This window comes from Psychrobacter sp. SZ93C1 (assembly GCF_015864635.1).
Classification (GTDB): domain Bacteria; phylum Pseudomonadota; class Gammaproteobacteria; order Pseudomonadales; family Moraxellaceae; genus Psychrobacter; species Psychrobacter fozii.
This window is the reverse complement of the sequence record NZ_JADYWY010000003.1, coordinates 351,864-367,461: the sequence shown is the minus strand read 5'-3', so window position 1 is coordinate 367,461 and position 15,598 is coordinate 351,864. Positions and strand designations below refer to the sequence as shown.

Sequence of the window (15,598 nt, the reverse complement as noted above, 5' to 3'; positions counted from 1 at the left end):
AAATTAACTTGAATGCTTGCTTAAGTCCAGTTACTGTAATAGCCACTGATGCTGTTGCTCTAATACTTATAAATGCAAAGCACCTATATTTAATACGTTTATTCAACACACTTATATATTAAAAGGAGCTTTTATGCCCTCTAACCTATCTCCTTCAATCATCGTATTCGATGTCAACGAGACATTATTAGATATCGATACCCTCACACCTTTATTTGCTCGTCTGTTTAACAATGAGAACATATTAAGAGAATGGTTCGCTCAGTTGGTGCTGTATTCGCAAGCCATGACCTTATCCGGTCTTTATACATCTTTCGGTGAGCTCGGTGTTGGCGCATTACAGATGACAGCTGATATCCATCAAGTCACGCTAACAGATGATGACATCCAAGAATTCAAAACTCGCATGGGTAACATGCCCGCTCATCCTGACGCTGCGCTTGCATTGACCAAACTACGTGCGGCAGGGTTTAGACTCGTGACATTGACCAATTCAGCGAGTAGCACCTCCCCTACACCACTTGAAAAAGCAGGATTGAGTGAGTTTTTTGAGCAATCTTTTAGCGTTGAGACAGTAGCGAAGTTCAAGCCTGCACCTGAGACCTATCAAATGGTGGCTAAAGAGCTATCGGTGAAGATGTCTGATATGTGCCTAGTAGCTTCTCATCTTTGGGATACGATTGGTGCACAAGCAGCTGGTTGCCAAGGGGCTTTTCTCACACGGCCTTACAACGCTATGTTACCCGCCCCTAACGTCCCAACCCCTGACTTTATAGCGTCAGATCTTGTCACACTGGTTGAGCAAATTATCTCAAAAAAGAAGAAATAACCTTAAAACTATAAAAAAGTAATATTTATCATGAATAAATATATAGCAGGAATAATTGCAGGCTTTATCGCTACTATCGTCATGTCTTTACTACTCATGTTCAAAAGCATGATGGGACTGATGCTTGATTTTGACATCATCGCGATGATCGCATCCAAAATGGGTGGTAGTAAAGCCATCGCTTTGGTGGCTCACTTTATGATTGGTTCTATCGGCTACGGTATTGGCATCGCATTAGCATCTGGCAATAATTTACATAGAAATTTCGTCGGACTAGGTATTGGGATAGGTTTTGCAGGTTGGCTTGTGATGATGGTTGCCGTGATGCCAATAATAGGCAAAGCAATGTTTGGCTTAGATATGCCAAGCGGTTTCATGATACCTATCGCAACCTTAATGCTACATCTCGTCTTTGGCGTGGTATTAGGCAAAGCTTACACCAAGCTCGTTCATAAATAATGAAGCTTATATACAACAATCCATTTGTTAATGGAGTTTGAATTTATCACTATTGACACGCCATATCGCTCATATCCTTTTCAGCACTTTCTGTGTTGCATGAACAAAGCTATGTGCGATATAGTCTTTATTGAAAATATTTTTTAAGTATATAAGACAAGCTTGTTCATTATAGTAGATACCTCTATCTGATTAAGATAACTACCCGTCGAAGTAGATAGAATGTCGAAGTAGATAGAGTATAGTTATTACATCACGTACCAAAAGCCCAACCCTGAAGTTACATTTAATGGATCTAAACGATAACAAGGATGATATATGAAAATACTTAGAACCCCTGATTCGTGTTTTGCGAACCTATCTGATTACGACTTTGAGCCGAACTACTTACTGGTCGACGATAGCGAAGGAGGTGAACTACGTGTGCATTACCTCGACGAAGGCCCAAAAGATGCCGCTCCAGTATTATTGTTACACGGAGAGCCTTCATGGTCTTATCTATATCGCAAAGTTATCCCAATATTAACTGCCGCTGGTCATCGTGTGATTGCCCCAGACCTTCCCGGTTTTGGACGTTCAGACAAACCTGCGTCTCGTGAAGACTATACCTACCAGCGTCACGTCGACTGGATGCAATCGGTACTTGATCAATTAGATTTGAAAGACATTACCCTGTTTTGTCAAGATTGGGGTGGCCTAATCGGCCTACGACTTGTGGCAGAAAACCCAGATAAATTTGCTCGTGTAGCCGCTGGTAATACCATGCTCCCTACGGGCGATCATGATCCAGGGGAAGGCTTTCGAAAATGGCAAAAATTCTCACAAGAAACACCGCTATTCAATGTAGGCGGTGCTATCAAGAGCGGTACTACCACAGAGCTATCACAGGCGGTAATCGACGCTTATGATGCACCGTTTCCTGATGAGTCTTATAAAGAAGGCGCAAGACAGTTCCCTCTACTTGTCCCTACGACACCGAATGATCCTGCCTCAGACAAGAACCGTTCGGCTTGGGTTGAACTGAGTAAATGGACAAAGCCTTTCATCACCTTGTTCAGCGATTCAGACCCAGTTACCAACGGTGGCGATAAAATAATGCAAAAGCTTATTCCGGGAACCAAAGGCCAAAACCATACGATTATTACCAATGGTGGGCATTTCCTTCAAGAAGATCAGGGCGAAACATTGGGCGAGCTTTTGGTTACCTTCATTAATGACAACCCTGAATAACCTTTTTACTATAGTCAGTTCAATATAATTTGGATACAAGGAAGCCGAGTGAAAGCACTACAAGTAGTAGGCTAAGCGAGACTGACACCGTACCCAATTTATAGAGGATTGACTATAACTGGCAATCTTTTAATAAACATCTGATATCAAAGTATTAGATAATATATTAAATGACGTCATCACCATACCAGTAGGGCTGGCAATTTTATTAAATTGCCAGCCCTATTAGGTGGTTAAACCTTATTTACGCTATCCAAGCAGGTTACAGTGTCAGAGCCTCATGGCTGTTTATCGTCTATGTGAATTTTCAGGTATATCACACTTGATCAAACGCTCTGTTGAGAACCATCAGCTTGAAATAATCTCTGACAACTTGGGACAGACACATTATCCCTATCCCCTGCTGCCGGATGCGGCCGTTTATTATGCAATTGCTGCTGGCTTACGCAAGTGTTTTATCAGTGCGATGCCAGCTAATATGAGTACGGCAAATAGCAATAGTGCAAATAGCATACACATCATCATGCCACCCATACCCTGCATCATGGTTCCGTTCATCATTGCTCCATTCATAGCGGTATCGTTCATCATCGTACTTTCTCCATGGTTCTAAATTTATGGTACTGATATCAAAAATGATGTTTCAGCACTTCATTTTCAATAGGTTGTTTTGTTAGCTATAAAGTATTTGGTGTTTATCATTGATAATAGTGACACCCTATCCATTTTATAGAGGATTGACTATAGCGTTACAACTGCTGCTGAGCAGACGTAATATCAGCATATACTTCTGTTGTGCCATCTTTATTCATCTGCATTACTTGGTACGGCATAAATTTATCTTGTTGCTCCATACCAGGACTGCCCACTGGCATACCCGGGACCGCAAGGCCAATGGCTTGGGCCGGCGGGCTCGCTAAGAACTGCGCCATATATTTTGCAGGCACATGACCTTCGAAGACGTAACCATCTGCGGTAACGGCCGTATGACAAGTACGCATCTGCTGCGGAACATCATAACGATCTTTAAATAAAGACAAGTCTTCAGGGTGTTGAACACTTGCATCCAAACCATGACTTTCTATGTGTTCTATCCAGTCCTCACAGCAGCCGCAATCTGGCGTTTTGTAGACAGTGGCTGAAACATTTTTAAGTGATGTAGACGAATCGGACACAGGAGTCATGACTGGCTCTATCTTAGCAGCGCTTGTTTGTACCGTTTGCGAGTCAGTAGTGGCAGATTTATCGTTTGATACACTTTGTATATTCTGCGCATCCGTACTTGGTTGGCTACAAGCAAAGAGTAACGATGTCAGCGCCACTAACAAAATATGACTCGATATCTTGCGATGCCTATATGTATAAGTACTATTCTTGTGTCTCATAAGACCGCCTCTAATTTGTTTCGTACCAAGATTAATTTAATATTGAGATAGGCTTGTGTGTAAATATACACCAATCAAGCTGCCATTGATTTGAGTGGCCACATCAGGGAGTTCTATTGGTTTGATTCGATGCTAATAAAAATTATAGGGCTAGCAGGATTGACATTACAGTCCATTAAATCAGCAGGGAGCATACACGGTTGATTCTGACTGATAGATGACACCAACATGACAATTTTGTCATGTTGATGTCTTTGGATTCTAATACACGACCATTTCCTTTAATATGAGGTTGAAACCTCATGGTTATGCCAACTAGATCATTTTTATCAAAAATAGACTGCCACACAGAATTGACACATCAAAAACTGATATAACTTGAATCCTAAACACCTGATAGCATTAATGACACCTACCCTATCCATACCCATGCCCATGCCCTTCAGTTGTGATAAATACGCGCACCATACTAAATAGAGAAAATATGAAAGTACTACTGATTGAAGATGAAATAAAACTCGGTGAATATATCAAAAAAGGATTAACCGAAGCAGGTTTTATTGTAGATCATTATATGACTGGTTTAGATGGTCATCATGCGTTGATAACAGATGATTTCAGCGTGGTAGTCATGGATGTCATGTTGCCAGATATTAGCGGCTTTGAGTTAATCCGCAATTATAGAGCGGCTGGAAACTATACGCCTGTGCTATTTTTGACAGCAAAAGATGATCTGAGCGATAGAATCAAAGGCATTGAGATTGGCGGTGATGATTATCTAACCAAACCTTTTGCTTTTGCTGAATTGATTGTAAGAATCAAAAGCTTGCTGCGCCGTGCCAACCAAGCAGATTATAAAAGTACCATCATGCAAATTGCAGATTTAAAAATGGATCTCTCCAAGCGCACAGTTAATAGAGGTCAAACCACTATAAAACTTACTGCTAAAGAGTTCTCTCTACTGCAGTTCTTTTTAGAGCACCATGGTGAGGTGTTACCGCGCTCTGTCATCGCCTCTCAAGTCTGGGATATGAACTTTGATAGTGACACCAACGTCATCGATGTTGCCATTCGTCGTTTGCGTCTAAAAATCGATGATGACTTTGACATAAAACTGATTCATACCGTACGAGGTATGGGCTATAAGTTAGATACACCGGACGATAGCAATGACAACGCTGAGCACGCACACAATGAAGAGTAACGTCCACAATCGGCGCTTGCCTTTGCTATGGCGTACTATTTTCTTACTAACGATATTTGTCGTTATCTCTCAAGCCATCATCTATATCTGGGTTCAGCGCTCTGTCAGTAACCATTTCGATCAAATGGATACTGAAATGCTGTCTCATGCCGCCTTCAACCTGCGTAAGCGTGTCAATAGCACTGATGAACAAACGACTCTATCTAATGCTTTGACATTATCTGCACCTGCTGATGCGGATCATCTGCATTCTTCATGGCTTGATTACGATATAAAAACCCTTATTTTTGATAAAAACGGAAAACTGCTATCGAGTGCCCCTAGCGGATTTTCAGCCTTTTTACCCGAAGACTTTCAAGTATTGCCATTATGGGACACCCACCATGAGCAACAGTTTTCATTGGCAATGAACGGTAAAAACTACCATGCCATTATTATTCAAAACAACCAAACATTGGCACTGATTGCCTTACCTATCGATGTCCATCAGCAATACCTATTACACTTCAATCGTCAGTTAAGTATTATTTTAGGGATTATCACCCTGCTACTGATATCAGTGGCCGCCATGAGTGTCTACTGGGGTTTTGCACCGTTATCTACCATCGTCCAAAAAATGAAAGGCATTAATCCTGAGCGCTTGGATGAAAGAGTCATCGTTACTGACATGCCTCGAGAGCTACGACCACTGGCTGAATCTTACAATCTCATGATGGCAACCCTTGAAAGCAACTTTGAGTCGCTGTCTCGCTTTTCAGATAATATCGCGCACGAGCTACGCACTCCGCTTGCCACGCTCAGCACCCAAACTCAGGTGATGCTCAGCAAAAATAGAAACTGCAATGAATATGTCGAACAACTGCATCATCAGCATGACACCCTTGAGCAGCTATCTGCGCTAATCAATAACATGCTACTACTCGCAAAAACTCAAAAAGGACTGTCTGACTCACAGCTCAATCGTATCGATACCGAGTCAATGATGACCAACCTTATCTCTTACTATGAGCTGGTAGCGGAAGAGCGTGACATCACCTTCCAAAAAACAGGTAATTTCCAAGCAGTATTGGGAGATGAGAGTTTATTGCAGAGGTTATTTGCCAACTTGATATCAAACGCCACTTATTATGCAGCGAGTGACAGTAGCATCACTATTGAAGCCTTTTCGACTGGAGATTCGACGCTGACACATAAAACTAGGAGTAGTCTACAAAAGACTTCAGCACCTGCATTAAAGCAATCTTCTCTAAAAATCGTGATGACCAATCGTTTAGATGAGCCAATGACCCAGTTAGAGGTAGATAAATTATCTGAGCGTTTTTATCGTCATCATAAGACAGACAACAAGCACACAGGAGCGGGCTTAGGGTTATCAATCGTCCAAACGATTGCACAAGCTCATAAAGGCAATGTCAGCATCACTATCAAAGATGATTATTACTTTCAAGTCAGTGTTGAGCTATTGAGGGCTTAATTCAAGTGAGCGCCATCTAAATTATAGCGGTACTTTAACGATGTGTTAGAAAATCTCAGTACTAATTAGTACTAAACAGGAATAACCACCACATCACTTCCTTATTGCCATGGCTGAAACTCAGTCATGGCTTTCTTGTATAAATAATAAGTTAGTCCTATCAGCTAGCAACTTTTCTAAATCTTATAAAATCCTTTACCTATTGCCAATATGCCGTCTGACTCCCCTCTCAATGATGATCTAGATAGTTAGTTGGTGTGGCATATCAGAATGTAGTAAGAAGCTAGCGGAAAAGCAAATTGATGATATTAAGTAAGTATCCTCTCTAGAGTATTGCTAATTTGCCTATCACTCGCACAACTCACGTGCGTTAGTGTAAATAGTTGAGTATTGGCTAGAAAACGTCACCTTTCTTTAACTTTCATAAACGTACGTAACACTGCAATCCGTTATGATTTCCTTATTCGATAGAGCGACGTTCTATTTGTATATTTCTAACCACTCAATAAATACTCATACTTATAATGAGATTAAAAGGACCTTACTATGAAAAACCTTAACTTGAAAAATATCGCCATCAGCTCACTAATTGCTGTATCTACTTGCTTTGCAATGGTCGGCACAGCAAATGCCGCACCACAAGTGATCGTTGTCAAAGACAAACATCCAGCAAAAAAAGTGGTAGTCGTTAAAAAAGCCCAGCCTAAAGCGAAAAAAGTAGTCGTCGTTAAAGCAAAACATAAGGCCAAGCAAGTAGTCGTTGTCAAAGACAAACATCCAGCAAAAAAAGTGGTGGTCGTTCGATAGAGCAACTTTATATTCATACCTCTTTAACCACTTAATAAATGCTTATACTTATAATGAGCTTAAAAGGGCTTTACCATGAAAAAATTCAACATGAAAAACATTGCCATCAGCTCACTAATTGCTGTATCTACTTGCTTTGCTGCGATTGGTCCAGCAAATGCTGCGCCTCAACCAGATACGCATCATTTGACCCAAAAACAAAAAAATGCAATAGAGGCAAAACAAAAAGCTAAGCACAATGCAGAACTTAAAGCCAAAGCTAAACACAAGGCAGAATCAAAGCACCACTCAGATCTGAAATCGAAACAAAAAGCCAAGCATGATGCAGAGCTGCGAGCAAAACAAAAAGCCAAGCAGAAAGACGCGCATCATGACAGCAAAACAAAGCACAAAGATAGTAAGTTTGAACAAGATAGAAAACATGGCTAAGTAAAGAGAGCTGTTATTCATGTCTATTTATACGACTGTATTAGATTCACGGCTTTGGGTCTACTAATGACAGACCCTAGGGCGTGTCCTCATTTTAAAAATGGTGATAAAAATGAGATAAATTGCCGTCAAACGAGGAAAATAGTGCAGATAATATCGAGATATTGACCAACTATTTGACGATGTTTGGCAAAATTTAGCTGTTTTTAGCCCATTTAGAGGACACTCGTTTAAATTGAGGACACGCCCTAATATTAAGAAGAAAAAACCACTATCTCATCGCCTTCCTGCCATGGCTGAAACTTAGTCATGGCTTGTATGAATAATGGATGCGCCAACCAATTTTTTAGCCATAGTTGCAATTTCGGATAAGGCAAACTATAAAAGATATCACGATCTACATGGGCAAACTGGCGAACGAACGGCATAATACCAATATCAGCAACAGTCACGCTATTGCCTAGTAGATACGTATTATTAGTCAATAACACTTCTAAATCCTGCAAAAAAACCTCACCTTTTTGTCGATACTCTGTCTGAGTCATTTCAGGGTGACGATCGGCATATTTGTAGCGATCGAGCCACTGTTTAAACTCATTGTCGTTTTGTGCAATCAAAGATTTACCCTGAGATAAAACGCTTTCATCCAGCAGTCCTTGCGGATCTTTTTGCTCAAGCGCCCACATCATTATTTCTGCACTTTCTTCAATCACCGACTCATCTAAAAGCTGTAATACTGGCACCGTACCTTTTGGACTAATCGCTAGCATCTGCTCTGGCTTATTCTTTAGCGTGATTTCTCGTAGCTCTACCGGTAACTCGGCAAATAATAAACCAAGACGAGCACGCATAGCATAGGGACAGCGACGAAAAGAGTACAAGCAAGGCAGTGAAGCGTTCATAGAGATTTCCATAGTTGAATAGGAATTTAATAGTAGCTAGCAAGCAAATAAAAAGTAGCAGGCGCAGACCCACTGACATCAATGTGCATTAATGAGTTGTTGGATATTCGATAGATTTATAATTGGCCACCGCTTCTACCAGTGACTGTGGCAGATAAGCACCTTTCAGATGCGCATGTGGATAATGCTGCTCAATCCACGATTGATAATTATGGATGGTTAGCGTACCACAATATAATAAATATAAAACCTGTACACCAATGCTACGCGACAGCCCCATCACGCAATGGAAGTTGAGAAGCGTGGTGAGGCTATCCTTTACCTGACCATATTTTACCTGATTACCCTCTACCCGACTCTCATTATTAGCGTTTATCGCTCGCGTTTCAGCTGATCGCGTCAAAGCATCAATTCGCTTAAATAGATCAATATAATCTTTGAGCAATACATCACTTAATGGCTGTAAGTCTAGTAAAGGTAGATACAAATAATGGACAGGCGTACTCGTCATATTTTTAGCAGCTACTTCGAGATGATAAACATGACTAGATATCTCGGCGGCTAAATCAATGACGATAATCTGATAGTAAACCGAGGGCGGCAGTTTTTCTAATGAGCGCGACCACTCTAATGAAGTGCAGTCAAACAGCCAATGCGCTAAATGGCTATGCAAATCAGCCTGCCTCAATCGAGGGGAAGCCACAACGTTGACCATGTTATTAATAGCATACGGTGTGAGTGGATATTTCTGACCTTTTGAGAAAACTTTAAAATACCACTGGCCCAAAAATGACATACCGTTATAAATGATAATGATGGGCGCAAACTTCATCCAAGTATATACGGTGAGTCGACCGCTATTCGACTTTTGAAACCAGCATGTATCCCGTATTGGCTTGGCCTGTTGATAGGCACAAGCCAACATTGTGAAACTGATCAGCCAGTATGAAGCAATAATAATGGCTAAGTTTTCTACAACTTCAGACACTATCATACTCATATTGGCAAGGTAAAACCCTCCTATCGCTATCAATAAAAACCCAATGCTACCCAGTACTAAATACTTGATTACCAGTGCGTTACGGATTCGACTTGAGAGTATGAGCACCGCAACGGCCAACACTGCCCCGCCTAGCATGTCTAGCAAATGATGTTGATATGTCAACACCGTTGAAAGTGCTATCAATGTACATATGCTAATAAGCAATAATCGATAAGCGACTGAAATCCAAAGTTTTTCGGACTCTGCAACATCCCATAATGACACCCCAAGCAAGATGGCATAACTGACATGCAAAGACGGTAGCTGATTAAACGGCTTATCCACCAATTGCAAAAACCGATAGCCGAATTGCGTCCAATCATCAGGTATCACTCGATCAAGTGAGAATCTAGCAGGATAAAAATAGAAAATCAAACAGGCAAAAATGGTTGCCAAAATCAGGCGATAGGTCAATAAAGATAATTGTGTAGACGTCCGCACCAAAAAAAAGCTGACCACAAATAAAATCAACGACCAACTATAAGGAACAATCATAATGGGGATGAAAGGAATAACGCTATCGAACGGCGTGGCCAAATTATGAATGCTCGAAGGGGCTATCTCATATAATGAAACACTATACAAAGTCGTCACATTATAAAGTAGATAAAATATTGATAACGCAATGCACAGATGTCTAAAACGTGTTGATTTCGATGGCGCACGAGTCGTGGACGAAAGATGCGTAGACACAGTGTTCAATTAAATAGCCTTGAGATATGCTGAAAGGTTTATAGTCGCTGGGGCGTAATTGATGGATTAAATTATATAAAGTATAGCAAATCACTTTAGATCATATAGTCAAATCCATATAAATTCGTTATCCTCGTTATCCTCGTTATCCTCGTTATCCTCGTTATCCTCGTTATCCATACTAGTGTATAACTTGCACTCGGTTTCCTTGTACCGAAATTATTTGAACTCAACTATATTTAATGTCTTGAAGACACTTACCTTTATTTCATATCTTTCTATAACTTTCTTCAGTCGTAGCATTTTCAACCAAAGCGCCTTTAATCACAGTACCCTGAATCACAGTGCATTCACACAGCTATAAAAACTTGATAAACAATCACAAGATTAGTAGCTATCAGCATCTTACGTATCTAAAAAATATTTAATCCAAAATAACAAAGGTTATCGACTAGATACTGTTTAGTGTTAGCATACTACTTCAAATATTATCTAACATCTCTATCAAGGACAGCTGTATGCGACACTATTATATTTTCTTGACTGCCTGTATTTTGAGTGGTTGCAATGGCTATATTACGGATGCTAATGACGCCTCTCAAACTAGTACAGATATTGCCACTCATGAACACCACTCTCATGGTGAAAATGAAAATCATACGCATGACAGCATTGATATTACCAATAAGATATTAGAAAACCGAGCAACGAATTGTGCTGAATATGCAAACACATATACATCTGATGTTTTGGATATTCAAAGAGATTTAGATTTTGAAGGGAACTTAGAAATAGTATTAGAAAATGGCAAATGTTTATTTAACACAAACTCAATACCCAACCATAACTTCAATGATGGTGGTGCACATTTTGCAACTGCTGTATCAGAAGTCAATAAAACGTTTAAGGTCACTCAAACACCAACCCCTGCAGCGTCTACAACACCTCTTTCTTTAAGAACAGATAATGCGATTTTTCTAAATGGTGTGAAATTAGATTTGATGGCAGCAGGATGTTTCGGCATAGGTGATGGCAGAATTGGTTGTCACAACATGAATGCTCCTTTTAGATACGACCCTATGTCACCTGCATCAAGCTTTGGGACAGATTCACATAATGCCCATACTCAGCCAGATGGTACTTATCATTACCATGGCAATCCAAATGCTCTGTTTCATTCAGATCAAGCAATTGAATCACCTATCGTAGGGTTTGCAGCCGATGGTTATTCTATTTATGGCTCATATTTCGATGATAATGGCACCGTTAGAAAGGCAGCTTCTAGCTACCAACTTAAATCAGGCACTCGTGTAGCACAAAATGGTATTAACCCCGGTGGAAGTTATGATGGTACTTATATCGATGACTATGAGTATATAAAAAACTTGGGCGATTTGGATGAATGTAACGGTATGACCATTAATGGAAGCTATGGCTACTATATTACTGACGCTTATCCATGGGTATTAAAATGCTTTAAAGGAACGCCAGATGCTAGTTTTAATAAAAGATAATCACCACCATTATAGTGATAATAAGTTATATTTTTAGCAAGATAAGCTTTTGAATCACGTCGCAATGAGTAAGGAAACCGATTACTATCTATTAGTATGGTTAGCGAAGTTGACACCATAGCAGTCTGAATAGTGAGCAGAACATAAAAAAGGCCAGCTCTTTTGAGCTGGCCTTTTAACAATAAATTCCAGTACGTATTCTACATAAGCACTTACTGTTTTTTCTTAAAAAACCACCTTGCACCTATCAGCAATGCTATCACAGCACCAATACCCAATACATAGACAGAACCAAACAAGCTCTTGTCTGCTGTAGCCAACGTCGGCGTGCTTGCTAATTTTATTTTATCATCATCTAAAACACTATCTAGTGCTAGATCATCAGCAGATTCATGCGAATGATTATCTACGTCATGGGAATCTGCATCATGGCCGTCTTCGTCATGATGATGTACCACCTCTTGACCACTTTCATCATGAGTATGCGGTTGAGCATCACCTGCCATAGGCAGTGCATCGCTGTTATTTTGTTGCCATTGACCATCAACCAACTTTAAACTTAGCTGATGTTGATTGCTATCACTAAGTGTATATTGCGTTTTTGGAAATTGGTCAGACAGCAATACGACTGTCATTCGGTTGCCATGTAAGTCTTTAAAGAACGTATTGGTCAAATCAATAGATTCAACCGTATCACCAATACCCTGCGCCTCGGCAGAAAACTGCGTGCCGTGACCCAGCTGTACATTAGGGTTTACTACCTTAATGGGCTGGTCATTGATAGATAAGGTCAATGATTTAATAAAGTGCTCATTGGCTAATTGCTGAAACTCCTCCGCCGTTTTATACGCGTCGGGCGAGTACGTTTCGTTAATTTGCGCCTCTACTCCAGTCAATGCACCGTCTAGACGCACAGAGTAGTTACCATCAGCAGCTTTCGACAGTATAAAAGTCGAGGTATTGGGATTGTGGGCAGTCGCATTGACGCTCGCGATACTCAGTCCAAATGCAGCCAAGCACGCAAACGTCGTTGATGACAAACTAGTCTTCCGCATACACACCACGCAGTCCGTCGATAAAGTTGTTATTGCCTGCTTTGTCCACATGGTAATGATACCCTCTCACGTCATCATAATGTCCACGCGCTTCATCCAGATCGGTATATTCGTTGCCATCTGCATCAGTATTGGCATAGATACCATAGCCATCAAGCGCATAGCCAATCATTGGCGCATGACCGTCGTCTTGTGCAATTTTGGTCGTCACACCAGTAGCTGCATGATAATGGTAACCTTCATGAGAATTGATGTGACCACCGGCATCGTCAAACGGTGCAATCGTATAAGCGCCTAAGATGTTGCTGACAGGCGCTGGTGCATCAAAACGTACGCCATTAAAGGCAATACCGCGCACCGATGGGCCTCTAGCCTGAGGGCCTGGACCACCGAACTCAGTGATACTGGCTGAGGCTTTTGGTGTGACTGGAATATAGAAAGTATCGGTCAGGTCTTCTACATATTCTGGCAAGCATTCAACACAATAGTTGCGGTATTCGTCACCAACCTTAGGGTCTGCCGCAGCCACACATTCCTCAAGTGTTGAGGTTTTCATGATTTTACCAGTGGTCTTGTTGTACATATTCCAATTACTGTCACCATAAAACTGTGATAAGTTTTTGATGAACTCACCATCAACATCATGAACCTCACCATCCTCTAACCAAATACCCCCTTTTGAGGCATCATCTGCAATATTGCTTGGACACCATGGCCCCATACCTGTATCGCTTGGCTTGTTTTCGGTAACGATTTTATAGCATTCACCAGTGCTTCCATCTGACAACGAGCATGACACCTTACTAATAGGCTCAACCAAACCATCACTCAAGAAATAAGACGGTTGTACCGAAGGCATAACGGTATCTGCATTTTTGCTAGACACACTGGTCGTGGCGCTTGCATTGGTATTCGACACCTCGCTACTACAAGCGAACAGTCCGCCCGATGCGAGTGTCAGTGCTAAGCAGCTTAAGCCAAATTTGGCAGTAGAAAGTTGCATGAATAGTGTCCTCTTTATATGAATAATTGATTAATTCCATATATAAATTAATTGTTAACAATTAGAAAGTTTTAATGAGTCTGATAAAAAATGGAGATGACTAGAATTCCAACCAACCTACAAGCCACACAAATTATTGTTGTAGCTTGTAGGGTTTATAAAATGAGACCCGCATGCAAAAGCTTAGCAGGTCTGAAAGGGTTGTCGAGATCAATCTTGGTTGGGTAAAGCAGCTTTCAAAGCCGCTTCGGTCACACCAAGGTCTTTGGCAGCAGCGGCAGTGTCGAGCTGTCTTCCGCCATTTTTCATAATCGCGCTTAACAAGTCAGCTTCTGAAACACCAAGTGTTGTCGCTGCCGTATCAAAACCTGGGGGCGCAGCCTGACCTGGACCTCCTGCTCCTGTGCCATTTTCAGCACCGATGCCTTGTTTGGCAGTGGTCGTGAAGTTATCCTGAGCAACTACGCCGCTCAAGCAACTTGGCAAGTTCGGAAATTCTGTCGATGCGTGGTAGTGGTAAGTGCCTTTAGGATTTTCAAGAGTGGCGCTGGTGTGTCCGTTGCAGGCATCCAGATCGGTCGGTATCTTGCCATTACTGTCCACGCTACCGTAGATAGCATAACCGTCAAAAGCATAGGCAAACAAGGCATCAGCCTTCTGCTCTAAGGCACAACTAGCATCGACATGGTCATGCTCGAACACTGAGTTGATGTCTGTTGAGGTGGCATGCCAGTGGTACCAGCCACCCGGATCAATATGGCCGCCGCACGTGTCGAGCGCAGGCATGTGTCCGGTTTGTAGCACTGAAGGCGCATCCGCAAAAATAGGCACGCCATCAAGAGCCAACCCAACTTTGGCCACAGTCCCTAGACTGGTTTCTTCGTCAGACTTGACAGGCGACAATGGCAATAAAATAGTCATCTCGACCGATTCATCAGCCGAGGCAGACAAGCAGGCATTACTGACCGTTGGCTGGGTCGTACGCACGTCGACGATATTCACCTTGCCGTCAGCGTCATAGAATTGGTAACCCTGCGTCTCCAACATGGTCAAAAACTTTTCATCGATACGATAGAGCCCTGATTTTTCGCCATCCCAGTTCCAGACACCACCTTTGTCATCTAGCGTCTCTGGGCAAAACGGCCCAATTTTCAAGTTATCAGGTTGATGCTTGACCACTATCTTTGCACACTTGGCAGCGTCGCCGTTTTCTAATGTACAGTCTACAGTTTCAGGGGCCTTTACAAGGGCATCTTGGCTGATGCGTGTCATATCAACACCACCATTAGCAATGCGATCAGCTTCTGAAACTGATAGCGTTTGACTAGTCTCGTTAGCAGCTTCTACCGAATATTGCTCAGCAAGTTGACTACAAGCGGTTAGCGTTAATGCCATACTGATCAGTATGCTATTGTAAAGTATCTTTGTTTTCATAAACCCTCTATTGTGAACAGTAATTATCATAAATTATCATAAAAAATTAAATCTTGTCACTGGTATTCGACCATGGCGCTAATGACATTGGCGGCGGCTATTTTTTAGTCGATTCGCAGGTAAAAATGGTCGTGTTTT

At 41.5% G+C, this 15,598-nt stretch carries 15 protein-coding genes; 8 read left to right on the top strand and 7 right to left on the bottom strand.

Features of this window, described 5'->3' with window-relative positions; translation table 11 throughout:
* Positions 1-133 precede the first annotated feature (133 nt).
* From I6E83_RS06165 to I6E83_RS06155, 3 genes are all read left to right on the top strand, one after another.
* Complete coding sequence (locus I6E83_RS06165; protein WP_197100447.1) at positions 134-829, top strand: haloacid dehalogenase type II; 696 nt, start codon at positions 134-136, stop codon at positions 827-829.
* Positions 830-859: 30 nt separating this feature from the next.
* Entirely contained in the window at positions 860-1,288 is a 429-nt protein-coding gene (locus I6E83_RS06160; RefSeq protein WP_197100439.1) for a DUF6789 family protein, read from the top strand.
* Positions 1,289-1,606: 318 nt separating this feature from the next.
* Positions 1,607-2,518: a haloalkane dehalogenase gene (locus tag I6E83_RS06155; protein WP_197100437.1), complete on the top strand. Its 912-nt coding sequence runs from the start codon at positions 1,607-1,609 to the stop codon at positions 2,516-2,518.
* 423 nt (positions 2,519-2,941) lie between these two features.
* On the opposite strand, the gene I6E83_RS06150 is transcribed toward I6E83_RS06155, so the two are convergent.
* Complete coding sequence (locus tag I6E83_RS06150; protein WP_197100435.1) at positions 2,942-3,109, bottom strand: hypothetical protein; 168 nt, start codon at positions 3,107-3,109, stop codon at positions 2,942-2,944.
* 158 nt (positions 3,110-3,267) lie between these two features.
* Positions 3,268-3,903 carry a DUF411 domain-containing protein gene (locus I6E83_RS06145; RefSeq protein ID WP_197100433.1) on the bottom strand — a complete coding sequence of 212 codons (636 nt, stop codon included), beginning with the start codon at positions 3,901-3,903 and terminating at the stop codon, positions 3,268-3,270.
* 484 nt (positions 3,904-4,387) lie between these two features.
* Here I6E83_RS06145 and I6E83_RS06140 point away from each other — a divergent pair, with 484 nt between their 5' ends.
* The 4 genes from I6E83_RS06140 (at position 4,388) to I6E83_RS06125 (ending at position 7,817) form a co-directional block, all read left to right on the top strand.
* Positions 4,388-5,107: a heavy metal response regulator transcription factor gene (locus I6E83_RS06140; RefSeq protein ID WP_197100431.1), complete on the top strand. Its 720-nt coding sequence runs from the start codon at positions 4,388-4,390 to the stop codon at positions 5,105-5,107.
* Entirely contained in the window at positions 5,073-6,581 is a 1,509-nt protein-coding gene (locus tag I6E83_RS06135) for a histidine kinase dimerization/phospho-acceptor domain-containing protein (protein ID WP_227680833.1), read from the top strand. Before I6E83_RS06140 ends, I6E83_RS06135 begins: the two co-directional genes overlap by 35 nt.
* 546 nt (positions 6,582-7,127) lie before the next feature.
* Positions 7,128-7,388, top strand: a complete 261-nt coding sequence (locus I6E83_RS06130) for a hypothetical protein (RefSeq protein ID WP_197100428.1) — start codon at positions 7,128-7,130, stop codon at positions 7,386-7,388.
* A gap of 90 nt (positions 7,389-7,478) precedes the next feature.
* Complete coding sequence (locus tag I6E83_RS06125; RefSeq protein WP_197100426.1) at positions 7,479-7,817, top strand: hypothetical protein; 339 nt, start codon at positions 7,479-7,481, stop codon at positions 7,815-7,817.
* 254 nt (positions 7,818-8,071) lie between these two features.
* Here I6E83_RS06125 and I6E83_RS06120 read toward each other — a convergent pair whose 3' ends face one another.
* On the bottom strand, positions 8,072-8,719 hold the full coding sequence (locus I6E83_RS06120; RefSeq protein ID WP_197100423.1) for a glutathione S-transferase: 648 nt from the start codon (positions 8,717-8,719) through the stop codon (positions 8,072-8,074).
* 88 nt (positions 8,720-8,807) lie between these two features.
* Positions 8,808-10,346 (bottom strand): phosphatase PAP2 family protein, encoded by a 1,539-nt coding sequence (locus tag I6E83_RS06115; protein WP_197100421.1) that lies wholly within the window; start codon positions 10,344-10,346, stop codon positions 8,808-8,810.
* 626 nt (positions 10,347-10,972) lie between these two features.
* On the opposite strand from I6E83_RS06115, the gene I6E83_RS06110 reads away from it, so the two are divergent.
* Positions 10,973-11,968, top strand: coding sequence for a YHYH protein (locus I6E83_RS06110; RefSeq protein ID WP_197100419.1), 996 nt, complete (start codon positions 10,973-10,975; stop codon positions 11,966-11,968).
* Positions 11,969-12,180: 212 nt separating this feature from the next.
* On the opposite strand, the gene I6E83_RS06105 is transcribed toward I6E83_RS06110, so the two are convergent.
* The 3 genes from I6E83_RS06105 to I6E83_RS06095 form a co-directional block, all read right to left on the bottom strand.
* Positions 12,181-13,023 carry a hypothetical protein gene (locus I6E83_RS06105; protein ID WP_197100417.1) on the bottom strand — a complete coding sequence of 281 codons (843 nt, stop codon included), beginning with the start codon at positions 13,021-13,023 and terminating at the stop codon, positions 12,181-12,183.
* Entirely contained in the window at positions 13,010-14,026 is a 1,017-nt protein-coding gene (locus I6E83_RS06100; protein WP_197100416.1) for a YHYH protein, read from the bottom strand. The genes I6E83_RS06105 and I6E83_RS06100 overlap by 14 nt, the downstream gene beginning before the upstream one ends.
* Before the next feature lie 210 nt (positions 14,027-14,236).
* Positions 14,237-15,460: a YHYH protein gene (locus tag I6E83_RS06095; RefSeq protein WP_197100414.1), complete on the bottom strand. Its 1,224-nt coding sequence runs from the start codon at positions 15,458-15,460 to the stop codon at positions 14,237-14,239.
* Positions 15,461-15,598: the final 138 nt, after the last annotated feature.

Coding starts and splice junctions, on each gene's coding strand:
- I6E83_RS06165 (WP_197100447.1), top strand. CDS start 134: ATGCCCTCTAACCTATCTCCTTCAATCATCGTATTCGATGTCAACGAG.
- I6E83_RS06160 (WP_197100439.1), top strand. CDS start 860: ATGAATAAATATATAGCAGGAATAATTGCAGGCTTTATCGCTACTATC.
- I6E83_RS06155 (WP_197100437.1), top strand. CDS start 1,607: ATGAAAATACTTAGAACCCCTGATTCGTGTTTTGCGAACCTATCTGAT.
- I6E83_RS06150 (WP_197100435.1), bottom strand. CDS start 3,109: ATGATGAACGATACCGCTATGAATGGAGCAATGATGAACGGAACCATG.
- I6E83_RS06145 (WP_197100433.1), bottom strand. CDS start 3,903: ATGAGACACAAGAATAGTACTTATACATATAGGCATCGCAAGATATCG.
- I6E83_RS06140 (WP_197100431.1), top strand. CDS start 4,388: ATGAAAGTACTACTGATTGAAGATGAAATAAAACTCGGTGAATATATC.
- I6E83_RS06135 (WP_227680833.1), top strand. CDS start 5,073: ATGACAACGCTGAGCACGCACACAATGAAGAGTAACGTCCACAATCGG.
- I6E83_RS06130 (WP_197100428.1), top strand. CDS start 7,128: ATGAAAAACCTTAACTTGAAAAATATCGCCATCAGCTCACTAATTGCT.
- I6E83_RS06125 (WP_197100426.1), top strand. CDS start 7,479: ATGAAAAACATTGCCATCAGCTCACTAATTGCTGTATCTACTTGCTTT.
- I6E83_RS06120 (WP_197100423.1), bottom strand. CDS start 8,719: ATGAACGCTTCACTGCCTTGCTTGTACTCTTTTCGTCGCTGTCCCTAT.
- I6E83_RS06110 (WP_197100419.1), top strand. CDS start 10,973: ATGCGACACTATTATATTTTCTTGACTGCCTGTATTTTGAGTGGTTGC.
- I6E83_RS06105 (WP_197100417.1), bottom strand. CDS start 13,023: ATGCGGAAGACTAGTTTGTCATCAACGACGTTTGCGTGCTTGGCTGCA.
- I6E83_RS06100 (WP_197100416.1), bottom strand. CDS start 14,026: ATGCAACTTTCTACTGCCAAATTTGGCTTAAGCTGCTTAGCACTGACA.
- I6E83_RS06095 (WP_197100414.1), bottom strand. CDS start 15,460: ATGAAAACAAAGATACTTTACAATAGCATACTGATCAGTATGGCATTA.